We start from the raw sequence: 14,898 nt of genomic DNA on the forward strand, positions 1-14,898 counted from the left end.
TGGGTTCTTTTAATTTCTAACATAATAAATTAAACGAACAAATTTAAACCCTGAACATAATACAGGCCTTATAGTGATTGTAGATTCTCATTGCCATTTAGATCGTCTTGATTTTGATAAATTAGACTTAAACCTTGACCAAGTTCTTGATAAAGCGCGTGCAAAGCAAATCGAGCACTTTTTATGTGTAAGCGTAACGCTTGATCAGTTTCCAAGCATGCTTGATAAAATTAAGCATTACGACGATGTTTCAGCCTCATGTGGTGTACATCCACTTGATCAAAAAGACGCCCTTAATAAACAGCAACTAATTGACCTAGCTTCACACGAAAAAGTCGTTGCTATTGGCGAAACGGGTCTTGATTACTACTATTCAAAAGATACTCACGCAGTGCAGCAAGCAAGCTTTGTTGGGCATATTGAAGTGGCTAACGAATTACAAAAACCGTTAATTATTCATACTCGTGATGCCCGCGCCGACACCATTAATTTAATGCGCGAGCACAAGGCCGAAAACTGCGGTGGTGTGCTACATTGCTTTACTGAAGACTGGGATATGGCTAAAAAAGCCATAGACATGGGTTTTTATATTTCTATTTCGGGCATTGTTACCTTTAAAAATGCATTAGAGCTAAAAGAAGTAGTAAAACAAATACCGCTAGATAGATTATTAATAGAAACCGACTCGCCTTATTTAGCACCGGTGCCGTACCGTGGGCAAACAAACCAGCCAGCGTACGTAGAAGATGTCGCTTATTACATTAGCGAACTTAAAGGCATTAGCTTTAATGAACTTGCTAAAGCGACTACCGAAAACTTTTATTCTTTATTTAAATTAGCAGCTAAAGGCTAAATACATGATTACTCACACGGCAAACCTTCCTATTTTACTAATGGGGCCAATGGTGCGCCGTGCAGAGCAAACTGGAGTCTGCATTCAGTTTGCTACCTCCAAATCGGCTAGCTGCCAAATAAACTTATTAAATGCAGAGTGTTATAGCGAACAACAAACTATCGCTTTAGGCCAGCACTTATACCTGCACTTTATTGTTATAAAACCAGTAGAAAATCTGTTTCCGGTAGATAAATTATTAAGTTATGAGCTCATCATTGACGATGCAATAATTGATTTATCGCCTTTGTGCTATAGCAATCAAACAACGCCTGCATTTGTAATTCCTAATGAACTGAGTGATATTTTGCATGGCTCGTGCCGTAATGCACATCATCCAGCAAAAGACAGCTTAGTGTCTGCAAGTCACTGGCAAAATACTCAGCGCGCTAATAATAATCAAGGCGCACAATTGTTATTACTGAGCGGTGATCAGGTTTATGCCGATGACGTAGCAGGGCCCATGTTATTAGCTGTTCATCAGTTAATTAAAGCCTTAGGTATTTATAAAGAGCAACCACTTGCCATTGAGCTACCCGCCGACATAAATGAGCAACTTTATAATCGCCATTTGTTTTTACCAAAAACGCCTTGGCAAAAACGCTCAAAGTTAGGTGTGGGTTACTGGCTAAAAAAAGACGAACCTCACTTTTCAAGTGTAAAAGCGTATAACCACCTCATCCACTTTGAAGAATATATAGCACTTTATTTATTAAATTTTAGTGCTGCTGCTTGGCAATGCGTTGATATACAAAACACAGCATATTTAGGTCAAAGCGAGCAAAAAAAAACTATTTTTGACGCTGAAAAAACAGCACTGATTGATTATGCAAAAGGCTTAAGTGAAGTAGAGAGATTGTTTGCCAATGTATCGACGCTAATGATGTTTGACGATCACGATGTAACCGATGATTGGAACCTCACCGCTGGGTGGGAGCAAGCTATAAATGAAAACCCAAGTAGTAAACGGATCATTAATAACGGTTTAATTAGTTATTGGCTTTTCCAAGGGATGGGGAACGATGCACTAAATAAAACAGGCGAGCTACTTACACCTTTCAAGCAAAGCCGTACTGCTAATAATTTATGGCAGTTTAAAGCATTTGATAAACCACTAAACGATTTTAGTTTTTGGCATTACGAGTTAACGACAATACCCAAAGTAGTGGTGCTAGATACGCGTACGCACCGCTGGCGAAATGAGCAAAACTTTAACGAGCCGTCAGGTCTACTTGATTGGGAACGTCTCACTGAGCTTGAGGAAAGCCTATTAAGCCACGACCAAGTTATTATTGTATCGCCAGCTCCCGTGTTTGGTGTTAAATCAATAGAAGCCATTCAAGCCATGTTTAACATATGTGGCCAACCACTCATGGTTGACGTAGAAAACTGGATGGCGCACGAAGGCTCAGCCAAAAAGCTACTCGATACATTTAGACGAACCGACACTCCAAACGAAACCCTTATTTTATCTGGCGATGTACATTACTCATTTTGCTTTTCAGTGCAAAAGCGTTTTGGCGATCACCCTAATCGAATTTGGCAACTTACCGCCAGCGGTATTAAAAACGAGTTCCCGCGTAAATTAATAAACATACTCGATAAACTAGATTCAACTCTATACGGCCCAAAAAGTCCTTTAAACTTTTTTACTAAACGCTGGCATATGGAAGTAGATAAACACCAAACTAAAGGTGAAGGGCAAAAATACTTAGTAAGCGACTCAGCTATTAGTTTAATAACACTAGAGCAGGGGAATTTAGCCCGCTACCAACTTATACATGGTGATGGCCATACAACGGAGTTTGATTTAGAAGAACAGTAATTCTTAATCAATTGTTGAATAAATTAAAGATCTATTTTCACAAAGAGAAGCGAAAGAGGAGTAAATGAGAAGACATAATGCCAATCAGGATATAGTTTCTGTTTTATATCTTCCTCTAAAAGCGTAGCGCCTCTTAACCTCTTAGTGCATAAATCACTTATTACAGGCTTTGCTTGTCACGCCAACAAGTTAACCGTAAATTGAACCTTGGCGGTAGACGCAGAGCTTGCTCGCGTGAGAAGCGCAGCTTCTAATCACTCTACATTAAGGAATTACTTGGTTTTGTATTTAACCACTCTCTTTTCAATTTCGTTTAGATGCAGGTAATTTATTACTTAATATTGCTAAGCATAAAATAGTCATAAACAACATTGAGTTTGCACCGGCTTGCAAAGAGTAATCTACCAATGAATGCAGCAGCATATCTATAATTGCAATGGCGCAGCCAAAAGCAACGCCCTGGAATAAAGCTGTTTTACGTTTTCGCATAGTCGCAATACATAACCATAAACAATAGAGTATAAGTGAGCCCAGCGCGGCTGTAGTGGGTAACCCCAGCTCAACTGCAAATTGTACGTAATCGTTGTGGGCGTTATCATAGTAACCCGAGTAAGGCTCAGATTGATACGCCGGAAACGCAGTATAAAATGTACCACCACCTGAACCCAATAATGGCTTATCTAAAATAAGGGGTATTGAATCACGTACAACTTCATCACGGGTCTCTGATGAAATACTGGTTTCACTAATACGTTGTTTAACTTTTTCTACATCAAATATAGCGCCAATAATAATTAAATCGATTATAAAAAAACTAACTATAAGTAATTTAAAGGTTTTAGGTTTTTGCCTGTAAATAAAAAACGCAAGTAAGCTAACAACCATTAATGCAATAAAAAATGCAGAGTTCCCCATACGGCTACGCGTCAAAATTAACGCAATAATGATAATAATTAACGAAATACGTAATATTATTTTTGAGCTTAAAAGTATTTCAGTCCACGCACGAACTGTTTGCTTTAATGTTTGTTTGCAATCACTAGTTGAGCGTTTTAGTTCGCTAACTAAAACACCAATACCTAAACATAAACATAAAGCTAAAAAATTCGCTAAAAAATTCGAGTAAGTAAAAGTACCTATAGCGCGTTCAGTATGTTTATACCCAAATAACGGGCTAATTATATCGGGTGATAAATTTAAATAAGTTGCATATAAAGCCTGAAAAACACCTGCACTTACAATTGCATAAATCAGGTTTTTAATACGCTTAGCATCATTACAATAAATAAATAATAGCCAGCAAAGCATAATCATAAAACTTGTTTTTATAAGCATCTGTTTTGTTTGAAATGGATCAGCACTTACGCTAAATATCTGTACCGTACAAACAATAATAACAGTACCAAGCACAGCAAATAATGGCCAAGAATACAAGGGAGGGTATAAAGAGTGCTGGTTATTAATACTGCTATAAACTAAATGGATAAAAAAGTTAGTACTAATTAATATCCCTATTGCTAAAATTGCCCAAGGACGGTAACTACCTAGAGGTAACGGCAATAAAAATAAAATTGTGCATAGAAACAAAAATATAAAACGATTCACGGAATTCTCTAAAGTAAGAGCTTAGTATAGAGCTGAAAAATAAGGGCTAAAAAGTCAGTTTCCTAAAGTAAAACGCAGCCAAAAGGCTGCGTTTTTATTATTTTAATTGTAGTTAGTTACCTACTTCTGATATTCCAGCGTCACCACCAGTGCCACCAGCACCTGGCGGAACTGTAGAAGTTGGTAAAGTAAAAATGACTGGAGTCGGAGAAGTAGGATCTCCGCCTGGACCAGCAGCGGTAGCCTCAGAAGCAACAGTTGCATCAACTCCAGCAGTAATAGCTGCAAGTGTTACTGCGTCACTATCTACACCTGAAAGTACTAAAGCTGATAGAAAATCAGAAATATAAGGATTGTCCAGACCAATGGCAGCAATAGCTTCATTCATTATTAAATCTAACTGCTCAGGCGAACAGGTTCTGTTAGCTATAGGAGAGTATAAATCAATTGGTGAAGTATTTTTGCAAAGCTCTTCAATAAGGTCTGCTAATTCTTTTTTTAGTTCATCTGAAGGTGTGTCTGCTGATGCATTATTTAATATATCAATTAACGCATCTAAGCTGTTTGTTTGTAGTATTTCGTTATTATCTGCTTGTGCATAAGCGGGTAATGTCGCAAATGCTGATATGCCAACAAATAAAGTAGTAAGTAAAAGTGATTTCATCTTCTGTCCCTTTAAGAGATTATCTAATTACAAAATTTTAGCGCATCGGTGCAAAAAGTAAACTCTTTATTTGCACCATTATCATTAGTTTTGATTATTTTAGTGGGTGGCATGATTAAATTACCTTGCAAACCATCACAACCTAAGGTTTCAAGTATCTTTAATGTTTCAGGTTTTTCAATTAAACAGGCTAAAACTTTAATACCAAAGCCATGACAAATATTATTAACTGTTTGTATGAAAAATTGGCTCTGAGTGCTATCGAGGATGTCTTGGATATAACTGCCATCAATTTTTACGTACGCAATGTCCAAACCTTGTAAATATCTAAACGAAGTCAAGCTCGTGCCAAAGTGCTCAACGCATACATTGATGCCAATATCTTTTATTGCATCAATATGTAATGAAGCAACATGTACACTGTAAAGTAAGCTAATCTCATGTAACTCAAAAACTAAATTTGTTTTAATAACTGGTTTCGAGTGTGCGTAAAGAGTTAACCATTCAATAAAGTCAGTTGAATACAACGAAGCCTTACTTATATTTAATGCAAATGTATCGTCAGGGTATTGCTCTTTAATATTTATAAAATTACGAATTATTTTCTTATCTAATTCTTCTGTTAAATTAAGTTTTTCAGCCATCGCAAATAAATGACCATTATTTACCTTCTCGCCCTCATGCGTAAAATGAGCAAATACCTCAAAATAGCACTGTTTATTTTCTGAGTTAGCTCGCTTGACTGGTTGTATAGAAAAACTAACTTCACCAGAGTCAATAATAGACTGTATGAGAGTCCGCCATTGTTTAACACTAAATAAAGTATCTTTATCCACCTTAGTTGCAGTAGTGTCACCAATAATACAGCCAGTATCAAGTTCTGAAAGTACACTCGCTATAGACGATCCATTATCAACATTCATTAATGCTAAATTAGCAAAACCGTTTACATGTAAGCTATTTTCCTTTTGGCTAAATGCATCGTTAATATCAAGACGTGTTCTATTTAAAAACTGTATATCGAATGGAGCTAATGCAATAAAAGTACTACCGTTAAGTCTAAAAATTTTAGTATTAGTTAAAGTACCAATTACAGACTGCAAAGTAACGCTTACATCATGGACATACTCGTCACCATCTTGATAACTTAAAGTTTGATTAATATTGGCAAGTGAGGGAAGTGTAATCATCATTGCTGCAATTGGAGTGTCAGCAGTTATAGTGTCAACTAAAGAATTAAAGTGGTTCTCAAACGAACGGCGGTTACCTAAGCCTGTTAGTGAATCAATATAGACTTCTTCTGTGAGTGCTTGCGTTTGCTTCGTGAGTGAGTCGAACGTACATTGTAAGTTCATCACCATATTGTTGATTGCTTTAGTGACTGTTCGTAACTCGCGCGCAACAGGTATCTCTTCGTTTAAGGTAAAACGTTTGCGCGTAACTAGATGAGCTTGGTTTTCTACCGCTTTTAAAGGCCTAAATACAGCGCGCAATATTAAAAATGCAATACCAAGAGATGTAATTAGTAGCAAAAAAGAACCATAAAAGCTACGTTTAGTATGCTCCCATAGAGTTAAATACGATTGTCCTACATGACTTGTAACTTCAAGTGCACCAGCCATAATCCAGCCATTATTTAATTCAGATTGCATCGTCGGGGCTTTAAGTTTTACAGCAGCTATAAACCAATTGGGTACAGATTCAACGCGTTTCGGGTTTGTGAGATCAAAAATAACTTTGTTATCTGCATTAGTGAATTTTATTTGTTTGTAATAACCAGAGTCAAAAATGGCTGTTGCCATGGTTTGAGCAATCATTATGCTATCTTCTTCAAGATAAGGGGAAATAGAAAGCCCCAAACTTGTTGCAGTATCTTGCGCATGGCTCCCCATTTGAGTTTGTAAATATTCGCGAGTAGTATCAACGTCGGTAATTACGCGTACAAAGAATGAAGTAATAGAAATTAATATAATAAGACCATACACTTGGGTTTTTAAGCTTAATCCATTTTTAAAAACTTGAGACATAACTAGCTGTTCCTTTAATTACTTTTGGCGGACGCAAGCTCACCTTGTTCAATTCGCTCTAGCATCGTATTCCAGGCCGACACACCACGGCTATTTTTTACTTTATTACCTAACCCTTTTGATTTAGCTAGCCATAAACCTTGACCATTAAAGCTGTATATAGGTGTCAAATCACGGCGTTTATTGGCAGGGAGTAGTTTAGTATTAAAATTACCTAAAACAAAGGGTATTTGGTTGGGAGTTTCAATATATATGAGTACCATGTGCGGTTGGTTAACCGTTTTTTGGCGAACATACATTAAACGAACTTTATCTTCAGGTACGCCAAGTGCTATTAAAGTGAAATATTTAGCAATGACATAGTCTTCGCAGTCGCCCATCCCAACACCTAAACTTTCAAGCGGAGTAGCCCAATAGTCTTTTTGATCCCAAAGTTCGTCATCGGTTTTGTATTTAATGTGCTCATTAAAAAAGTCATTAACTAAATGAATTTTCTGCCATTCACTTTTATCAGCCGACTCATCTATAAAGTTTAACCAGCTTTTAATGCGTTCATGACCTTCATCACCATATTGGTTTTGTGCGCGCGTAATAATATCGCTATTACGCAAATATAGAAGCATATCTTGCGCGCATACAAAAAACGACACAATTAATAAAGTGCAAAGTATTAAGCGCACAGATGTTCCTTTAAGTCAGTTTTCCCCAAGAAGTAAACGCCATAAGTATAGTATTATTAGCTTTGAAAAGGTAGCTCGTAACAAAGACTTGAATTACAATTCAATGAAACAAATAATTAACAGTAAAACAGTCAAAAAGTACTCTTTTATTATTGAGTCAATTATTGTGATGTGTATAATAATAGGCTCACATGGTTTGTGAAACGCGTAAAAAGGAGTTTAAATTTAAACAGTCCTTTTTCTTTGTTTACCAGAAAATAATGAAAGGAATTAAAGTGAGAGTTTTAAAAGCAGTATTGCCTGTAGCGGGCCTTGGTACCCGCATGCTGCCCGCAACAAAAGCCATTCCGAAAGAAATGCTTCCTTTGGTAGATAAGCCTTTAATTCAATATGTAGTTAATGAAGCTGTGGCTGCTGGAATAAAAGAAATAGTCCTTGTTACACATGCTTCAAAAAACTCAATTGAGAACCACTTTGATACAAGCTTTGAATTAGAAGCAACTTTAGAGGCTCGCGTAAAACGTAGCCTACTAGAAGAGGTTCGTTCAATAGTTCCAAAAGACGTAACTGTTATTTCTGTTCGCCAATCAGCGCCACTTGGTTTGGGCCATGCAGTCTTGGCTGCACGACCAATAGTAGGCAATAATCCGTTTGCAGTAATGCTACCCGACGTAATTATCGATAAATATAAATCAAATTCAAAAACCGATAATTTAAGCCAAATGATCGACCGTTTCGATAAAACGGGCCACAACCAAGTAATGGTAGAGTCTGTACCACGAGAACAAGTTCACCAATATGGTGTGGTTGATTTGGCGGGTAAAAACATAGAACCAGGCGAAAACGCAGCAATTAAAAATATGGTAGAAAAGCCGAGTAACGAAGAATCTCCTAGTAATTTAGCTATAACAGGGCGTTATGTAGTATCGAGTGCCATTTGGGATTTGCTTGAATACACACCAGCAGGCGCAGGTGGCGAAATACAACTTACCGATGCGTTATTGCAATTACGCCACCTAGAAACGCTAGAAGCATACCATCTAAAAGGTAAGTCTCACGACTGCGGTTCAAAATTGGGTTACATGCTTGCCAATGTCGAATATGCAATGCAATCAAGTGAGATGGGCGAAGAGTTTACTAAAGAAATCAAAAAATTAATCATATAGAACACTTAACATACTTCAAGGATTTAAAATGAAAGTTACCTTTTATGGCATAGGCTACGTAGGCTTAGTGCAGGCCAGTGTGCTTGCAGATGCAGGGCACGATGTATGTTGTGTAGATATTGATGAAACACGTATTAATAATCTTAAAAACGGTATTATTCCAATATACGAACCAGGTTTAACACCGCTGGTTGAAAAAAATTATGCCGAAGGGCGATTAATATTTACTACTGATGCTCAATTCGGTGTTGAATTTGGTGAACTACAGTTTATAGCTGTAGGTACTCCGCCAGATGAAGACGGCTCGGCTGATTTAAAATATGTACTAAAAGTAGCGGAAACAGTAGCTACTTATATGACAACACCAAAAGTAATTATTGATAAGTCAACGGTCCCAGTAGGGACTGCAGATAAAGTAAAAGCTAAAATACAAAGCGTGCTTAACGAACGTAAAAGTAACTTAGAGTTTTCTGTTGTATCAAACCCAGAGTTTTTGAAAGAGGGCGCGGCAGTAAACGATTGTAAACGCCCAGATCGTATAATTATAGGTACTGACTCAAAGACAGCCGAAGAACAAATGCGAGAATTATACGCACCATTTAACCGTAACCACGAAAAAATAATTGTTATGGATATAAAAAGTGCTGAGTTAACTAAATATGCAGCAAATTGCATGTTGGCGACCAAAATAAGTTTTATGAACGAAATGGCGAACATTGCAGAAATGGTTGGGGCCGATATAGAACATGTTCGTCACGGTATAGGTTCAGACCCGCGTATTGGGTATCAGTTTATATACCCAGGCTGTGGTTATGGCGGTTCGTGTTTTCCAAAAGATGTACAAGCTCTCGTGCGCACTACTGATAATATTGGTTATGAGTCTAAAATACTCAAAGCAGTCGAAGCGGTTAATTATGCACAAAAAAATAAGTTATTTGAGTACATCAGCAAACATTTTGATTTAGCTAATAACCCAGGTGCAATAAAAGGAAAAACTTTCGCATTATGGGGATTAAGCTTTAAACCAAATACCGACGACATGCGAGAAGCACCGAGTCGTGTATTAATGGAGCAGCTTTGGAATGCTGGTGCAAAGGTACAAGCATACGACCCTGAAGCAATGGAAGAAACTCAGCGTATTTATGGTTCACGCGCCGATCTAAATTTAATGGGGACTAAAGAATCCGCACTTAATAAAGCCGATGCCCTTATTATATGTACTGAATGGCAAAATTTTAGAGCTCCTGATTTCAATTTAATAAAAGAACAATTAAGTGAGTCTATTATCTTCGATGGTCGAAATTTATATGAGCCAGAGCGAATGAGTGCAAAAGAAATAAAGTATTACAGCATTGGCCGTGGTTTATCGACTAAAGAGGCATAAAATGAAATTTTTAGTAACGGGTGCAGCAGGTTTTATTGGTAATTTTGTGGCAGAACGTCTATGTAACGAAGGCCATGAAGTTATAGGACTGGATAACTTAAATGATTATTACGATCCGGCTTTAAAACTAGCAAGACTTGAGCGTATAAAACACCATAAGTCATTTAGTTTTGTTAAAATGGATTTAGCCGATAGAGGAGGGATTGCTAAGTTATTTGCAGATGAAAAATTTGATCGTGTAATACACCTAGCGGCGCAAGCTGGCGTGCGCTACTCAATCGAAAATCCAATGGCGTATATAGATTCAAATATAGTGGGCACGGCAACTATTTTAGAAGGGTGTCGTCATAATAAAGTACAGCATTTAGTTTACGCTTCATCGAGCTCTGTTTACGGTATGAACGAAAAAATGCCATTTTCAACAGATGATGCAGTCGATCACCCTGTATCGCTTTATGCAGCAACTAAAAAATCAAACGAACTTATGGCGCATAGCTACAGCCATTTATATGATTTACCAACCACGGGCTTACGTTTCTTTACCGTATATGGCCCGTGGGGTCGCCCCGATATGGCTCCTTACTTATTTACCGATGCCATACTAAACGACCGTGAAATTAAAGTATTTAATAACGGAAAAATGAAGCGAGACTTTACCTATATAGATGATATTGTTGAAGGGATTATCCGAATTCAGGATGTAGTACCTGTACGTGATGCTACAAATACCAATACATCACCAGAATCAAGCAAAGCTCCCTATAAAGTCTTCAATATAGGTAACAATGAACCCATAGCATTGATGACCTTTATTGAATCAATCGAAAAAGCAGCAGGTAAAATTGCTGAAAAAAATTATATGCCTATGCAGGCTGGTGATGTGCCAGCAACGTTTGCAGATATTGATAGCCTACAAAACGCAGTAGGCTTTAAACCAAATACGAGTATCGAGTTAGGAATGCAGCAATTTGTTGATTGGTATAGAGATTATAATCGATGAGAAATGAAAAAGTTGTTTGCTTTGTCATTAATAGCTTAGGTGGCGGAGGAGCTGAGAGAGTATTCTCCCGTCTTATTAATATGCTTAGCAACGCACAAATAGATTATAAAATAGTCGTTGTAACTCTTGATAAAGAAGAGATTAAAAACCCAATCATTGACTCTGTAGAGCATATTGAGCTTGACTACAACGGTTCTTTATTAAAAAGTATGTTTGGTTTGAGAAAGGAATTAGAGGTATTACAACCTGTGTTAGTTGTATCATTTCTAACTCGTTCTAATGTTTCTTCGGTTTTTGCGGGCTTTAGAAGAATATACCCGGTTATCATAAGTGAAAGGGTGAATACATCCTCTCATTTTGGTAATGGCTTAAAAAGCATATTTAAAAAATCATTTACACGTTTCTTCTATGAAAGAGCATCTTCCTTAATAGCTGTTTCTAAAGGGGTGAAGGAAGACCTAAGTAACTTTTTTGATTTAAAACATAAACGAATTGACGTTATATGTAATTCATATAGCTTTGATGAGTTGGAATTAAAAGCTCAAGAATATAAAGTTGAATTTGAAAAAAATTCTTTTATTGTATGTGTTGGTCGATTTTATAAAAACAAAAATCACACACTGCTAATTAAATCACTAGCAAAAGCTGAATCTACAAAAAAATTAGTTCTACTTGGTGATGGCCCAGAAAGAGCTAATTTAGAAGCCCTAGTTTTGAAATTAGAGTTACAGGATCAAGTTGTGTTTAAGGGATTTATTGAAAACCCATATCCTTATATAGCTAATTCAGCTGGTTTGATCTCGGTATCATTAGCAGAGGGTTTCCCAAATGTATTAGCAGAAGCATTAGTCCTTGGTAAGTTTGTTGTTTCAAGTGATTGCCAATCGGGCCCGTCGGAGCTACTTGATAGTCGTGTATCCTTAGGTGTTGATAAATTACAAAAAGCTAAATATGGGATCTTGATTCCTGTAAACAATGTTACAGAAACTGTAGCAGGGATAGAGCTGTTTAATGACGCGAATTTAATTGAGCAGTATAAGACTAAAATTAAGCCACTAAAGAACAGTTATTCTCATGAATATTTTTTGTCGAGTTTTGAAAAAGTAATCAAGGAGGCACTTAATGAGCGAAAAAAATAAAATAAAAATAGGTGTCGCTGGATTAAGGGGAATTCCAGGAGTAATGGGAGGTGTAGAAACCCATTGTGAAGAACTATACAAACGTATGTCTGCAAATTTTGAAATATTGGTTTATGGAAGAAAAGGGTACGTCGAAAGTTCTATTATATCGAGCTCTTTGAAAGTTAAATCACTATATAGCCCTAAGCAACAGTCACTTGAAACTCCGTTTCATACATTAATCTCAATTTTACATTGTTACATGTTTTCTCGAGTTGATGTATTCCACATACATGGTATTGGTGGTTCAATGTTTTTGCCACTGGCAAAAATTTTATTTCCTAAAGTATTGGTGACACACCATTCTCAAAACTATGAACACCAAAAGTGGGGACGCCTTGCCAAGTTTGTATTTAAATGTGGCGAAAAATTTGCTTTAAAGTATGCAGATAAAGTTTTTTTTGTATCAAAAACGCTATTAGATATTTCAAAAAAACGTTATCCGGAAAAAGCAAATAATTACCAATTTATGGCTAACGGTTTTTCTCTGCCTGATTTATCAGTAAATGTTCCTGATGTAAACTACCCATTTTTTTTAGCTGTTGGTCGGTTAGTCCCAGAAAAGGGCTTTCATGATCTTGTAGATGCTTTCAACCTCTATAAAGGAGATGAAAAATTGGTTATTGCTGGAGATACCGATTTTAAAAGTAGTTACGCCGATAATATAAGAAGAAATGCAGGCCCGAATATAATTTTCTTAGGCAGAAAAAGTCGTTCTCAATTAAAATGGCTTTACAGCAATAGTAAGTCTTTTATTTTACCCTCTTATTCGGAAGGTCTCCCAATATCAGCACTTGAGGCTGTTTCTTGTTCTGCACCTGTTGTTATGAGTGATATTGTTCAGAATAAAGATTTAGGCTTCCCAGATGACTGCTATTTTAAATTAGGGGATATTAACAACCTCCTTGTAATGCTACAACAAGGTGGTAAACAAGTAGACAAAAGAATATTAGGAAATTACGATTGGGATAAGATAGCTATTAACTATGAAAAATCAATAATAAAGGTGACAACTTAATGGCCTATGTTTCGTCATTAATAATAATAATTGCTTATTATTATTCGCTTAAAAAATTACCTTATATCAAACAATCTAAGCTTTTCCTTGGCTTTTTTACACTCTTTGTAGTGCGAATTATATTTTCAGTTAATCATGAAATCTCATTTAAACCAATATTTGCAGGGCAATCGTTAACGTCTCTAGCATCTTTATGTACTATATTTTTAGTATTTATTTTTATGGATAAAAAATACTTAAAATTCAAATCTATAATGCCATTTTATTTGATTATTTTTTCTATTATTTTATCCGCACTATATTCAGGTGAATTTATGGGAGGGGTGGTTGTTATTATGAAATGGCTATTATTAATTGTTACCTCAATAGCATTAATTCAGTTATTTTATAACCACGGGTTAGTTAATACATTAAAGCCTTTTTATTATTTATTTATGGGCCTTTTAGTCTGTCAATTAGCTTCTATTTTACTTGGAGCGGGGAAAGATACAGAGGCATTAAATTCTACGTCTAACTCGATTAGTTACATTGGCGGCTATGCCCATGAAAGTGCTTTTTCTATACTGCTGTATAATGGACTACTTATTTCATCTCTATTGATGCTAAAAAAGAATATAAGACCCATAATTCCACTTTTGTTTTTCATAGGTTTAATATTTGCTAATTATCGAACATTATTACTCTCGTCGTTAATTCCATTGATGGGGGCATATTTTGCCTATTTTTATATGGGTGCAAAGAAAGATACTAAACTACTTGTATTTAGTTCAGGTTTGATTTCGGCATTGGCTGTTAGCGTATTATTTGGTGGTGATGTAGTTGAACGTTTTGGTGAGCTTGGTGGCGCACTTTCTAATTTAAATGAGCTAATGTCAATTGATTATTCATTGTTTAATGTTGAAGAGCGCAGGTTATTGTCTAGCCGTTTATACCTATGGAATATGTACCTTACTGAGTTTTCGTATTTCTCCTTTTTGGGAATATTTTTAGGAGCTGGACCAGAAGCGTGGACTGGCTATTTTGAGGTGTACGCACATAATACGTATATTGCAGCGCTATTTGACCTTGGGATTATTGGTTTAATTGCTTTGTTAATTATGCTTAGCAGTACTTTTTTATTAATTGTGAAGATTGAAGATAAAAAGTTAAAAGCTGTATCAATAAGTTTTTTAGTGGGCTTTTTTATTATGTCCAATTCAACTATGCCTTTGTGGGCGGTGGAAGGGGTACATTTATATTCGTTTATTTTCACAACGGCTTTTTATTTGGCGAAACGAGGCACATCGAAAAAGCTATGTACTAGTTAGTTCGTAAAAAGTTACTTTAGTGTTGATATGGTGTTTGTTAGACATTTAATCTTGATTGTTACTCTATTAAATAATCAAATTGGATTAAGTGTTATAATATATGTCTTCTGCACATAAATTTGACAAATTAGTTTGGTGGAAAGTATTTATTT

The 14,898-nt window shown here is 36.2% G+C and carries 11 protein-coding genes and 1 pseudogene; 8 read left to right on the forward strand and 4 right to left on the reverse strand.

Going from position 1 to position 14,898, the window contains the following annotated elements; translation table 11 throughout:
- The first annotated feature begins 73 nt into the window (after positions 1–73).
- Positions 74–853, forward strand: a complete 780-nt coding sequence (locus GQR54_RS00325) for a YchF/TatD family DNA exonuclease (protein WP_010554178.1) — start codon at positions 74–76, stop codon at positions 851–853.
- Between the two features lie 4 nt (positions 854–857).
- Positions 858–2,717, forward strand: coding sequence for an alkaline phosphatase D family protein (locus tag GQR54_RS00330; RefSeq protein ID WP_166376178.1), 1,860 nt, complete (start codon positions 858–860; stop codon positions 2,715–2,717).
- A 303-nt stretch (positions 2,718–3,020) separates the two neighbouring features.
- Here the strand turns inward: GQR54_RS00330 and GQR54_RS00335 are convergent, their stop codons facing one another.
- From GQR54_RS00335 to GQR54_RS00350, 4 genes and pseudogenes are all read right to left on the reverse strand, one after another.
- Positions 3,021–4,322 carry an O-antigen ligase family protein gene (locus GQR54_RS00335; protein ID WP_166376179.1) on the reverse strand — a complete coding sequence of 434 codons (1,302 nt, stop codon included), beginning with the start codon at positions 4,320–4,322 and terminating at the stop codon, positions 3,021–3,023.
- 112 nt (positions 4,323–4,434) lie between these two features.
- Positions 4,435–4,986, reverse strand: coding sequence for a hypothetical protein (locus GQR54_RS00340; RefSeq protein ID WP_166376180.1), 552 nt, complete (start codon positions 4,984–4,986; stop codon positions 4,435–4,437).
- A 23-nt stretch (positions 4,987–5,009) separates the two neighbouring features.
- Complete coding sequence (locus GQR54_RS00345) at positions 5,010–7,013, reverse strand: EAL domain-containing protein (protein ID WP_166376181.1); 2,004 nt, start codon at positions 7,011–7,013, stop codon at positions 5,010–5,012.
- Positions 6,997–7,693: pseudogene (locus tag GQR54_RS00350) on the reverse strand (transglutaminase-like cysteine peptidase). The gene GQR54_RS00345 and the pseudogene GQR54_RS00350 overlap by 17 nt, the downstream one beginning before the upstream one ends.
- Positions 7,694–7,968: 275 nt before the next feature.
- On the opposite strand from GQR54_RS00350, the gene galU reads away from it, so the two are divergent.
- From galU to GQR54_RS00380, 6 genes are read left to right on the forward strand one after another with little or no spacing between them, the layout of a single operon-like run.
- The gene (galU, locus tag GQR54_RS00355; protein WP_166376183.1) at positions 7,969–8,859 is read left to right on the forward strand and encodes a UTP--glucose-1-phosphate uridylyltransferase GalU; all 891 of its coding nucleotides are present in this window, start codon (positions 7,969–7,971) and stop codon (positions 8,857–8,859) included.
- Between the two features lie 28 nt (positions 8,860–8,887).
- Entirely contained in the window at positions 8,888–10,243 is a 1,356-nt protein-coding gene (locus GQR54_RS00360) for a UDP-glucose/GDP-mannose dehydrogenase family protein (RefSeq protein ID WP_166376184.1), read from the forward strand.
- A gap of 1 nt (position 10,244) precedes the next feature.
- On the forward strand, positions 10,245–11,243 hold the full coding sequence (locus GQR54_RS00365) for an NAD-dependent epimerase (protein WP_166376185.1): 999 nt from the start codon (positions 10,245–10,247) through the stop codon (positions 11,241–11,243).
- On the forward strand, positions 11,240–12,382 hold the full coding sequence (locus GQR54_RS00370; protein WP_166376186.1) for a glycosyltransferase: 1,143 nt from the start codon (positions 11,240–11,242) through the stop codon (positions 12,380–12,382). Before GQR54_RS00365 ends, GQR54_RS00370 begins: the two co-directional genes overlap by 4 nt.
- Complete coding sequence (locus tag GQR54_RS00375) at positions 12,366–13,439, forward strand: glycosyltransferase family 4 protein (protein WP_166376187.1); 1,074 nt, start codon at positions 12,366–12,368, stop codon at positions 13,437–13,439. The genes GQR54_RS00370 and GQR54_RS00375 overlap by 17 nt, the downstream gene beginning before the upstream one ends.
- Positions 13,439–14,746, forward strand: a complete 1,308-nt coding sequence (locus tag GQR54_RS00380) for an O-antigen ligase family protein (protein ID WP_166376188.1) — start codon at positions 13,439–13,441, stop codon at positions 14,744–14,746. Before GQR54_RS00375 ends, GQR54_RS00380 begins: the two co-directional genes overlap by 1 nt.
- The last annotated feature ends 152 nt before the right edge of the window (positions 14,747–14,898 follow it).

It is taken from the genome of Pseudoalteromonas sp. Z9A4, assembly GCF_011378845.1.
Lineage (GTDB): Bacteria > Pseudomonadota > Gammaproteobacteria > Enterobacterales > Alteromonadaceae > Pseudoalteromonas > Pseudoalteromonas arctica.

Bases quoted from the DNA above. Each gene is read 5' to 3' on its own strand.
- GQR54_RS00330 (WP_166376178.1), top strand. From the start codon at position 858: ATGATTACTCACACGGCAAACCTTCCTATTTTACTAATGGGGCCAATG.
- GQR54_RS00340 (WP_166376180.1), bottom strand. From the start codon at position 4,986: ATGAAATCACTTTTACTTACTACTTTATTTGTTGGCATATCAGCATTT.
- GQR54_RS00345 (WP_166376181.1), bottom strand. From the start codon at position 7,013: ATGTCTCAAGTTTTTAAAAATGGATTAAGCTTAAAAACCCAAGTGTAT.
- GQR54_RS00360 (WP_166376184.1), top strand. From the start codon at position 8,888: ATGAAAGTTACCTTTTATGGCATAGGCTACGTAGGCTTAGTGCAGGCC.
- GQR54_RS00365 (WP_166376185.1), top strand. From the start codon at position 10,245: ATGAAATTTTTAGTAACGGGTGCAGCAGGTTTTATTGGTAATTTTGTG.
- GQR54_RS00370 (WP_166376186.1), top strand. From the start codon at position 11,240: ATGAGAAATGAAAAAGTTGTTTGCTTTGTCATTAATAGCTTAGGTGGC.
- GQR54_RS00375 (WP_166376187.1), top strand. From the start codon at position 12,366: ATGAGCGAAAAAAATAAAATAAAAATAGGTGTCGCTGGATTAAGGGGA.
- GQR54_RS00380 (WP_166376188.1), top strand. From the start codon at position 13,439: ATGGCCTATGTTTCGTCATTAATAATAATAATTGCTTATTATTATTCG.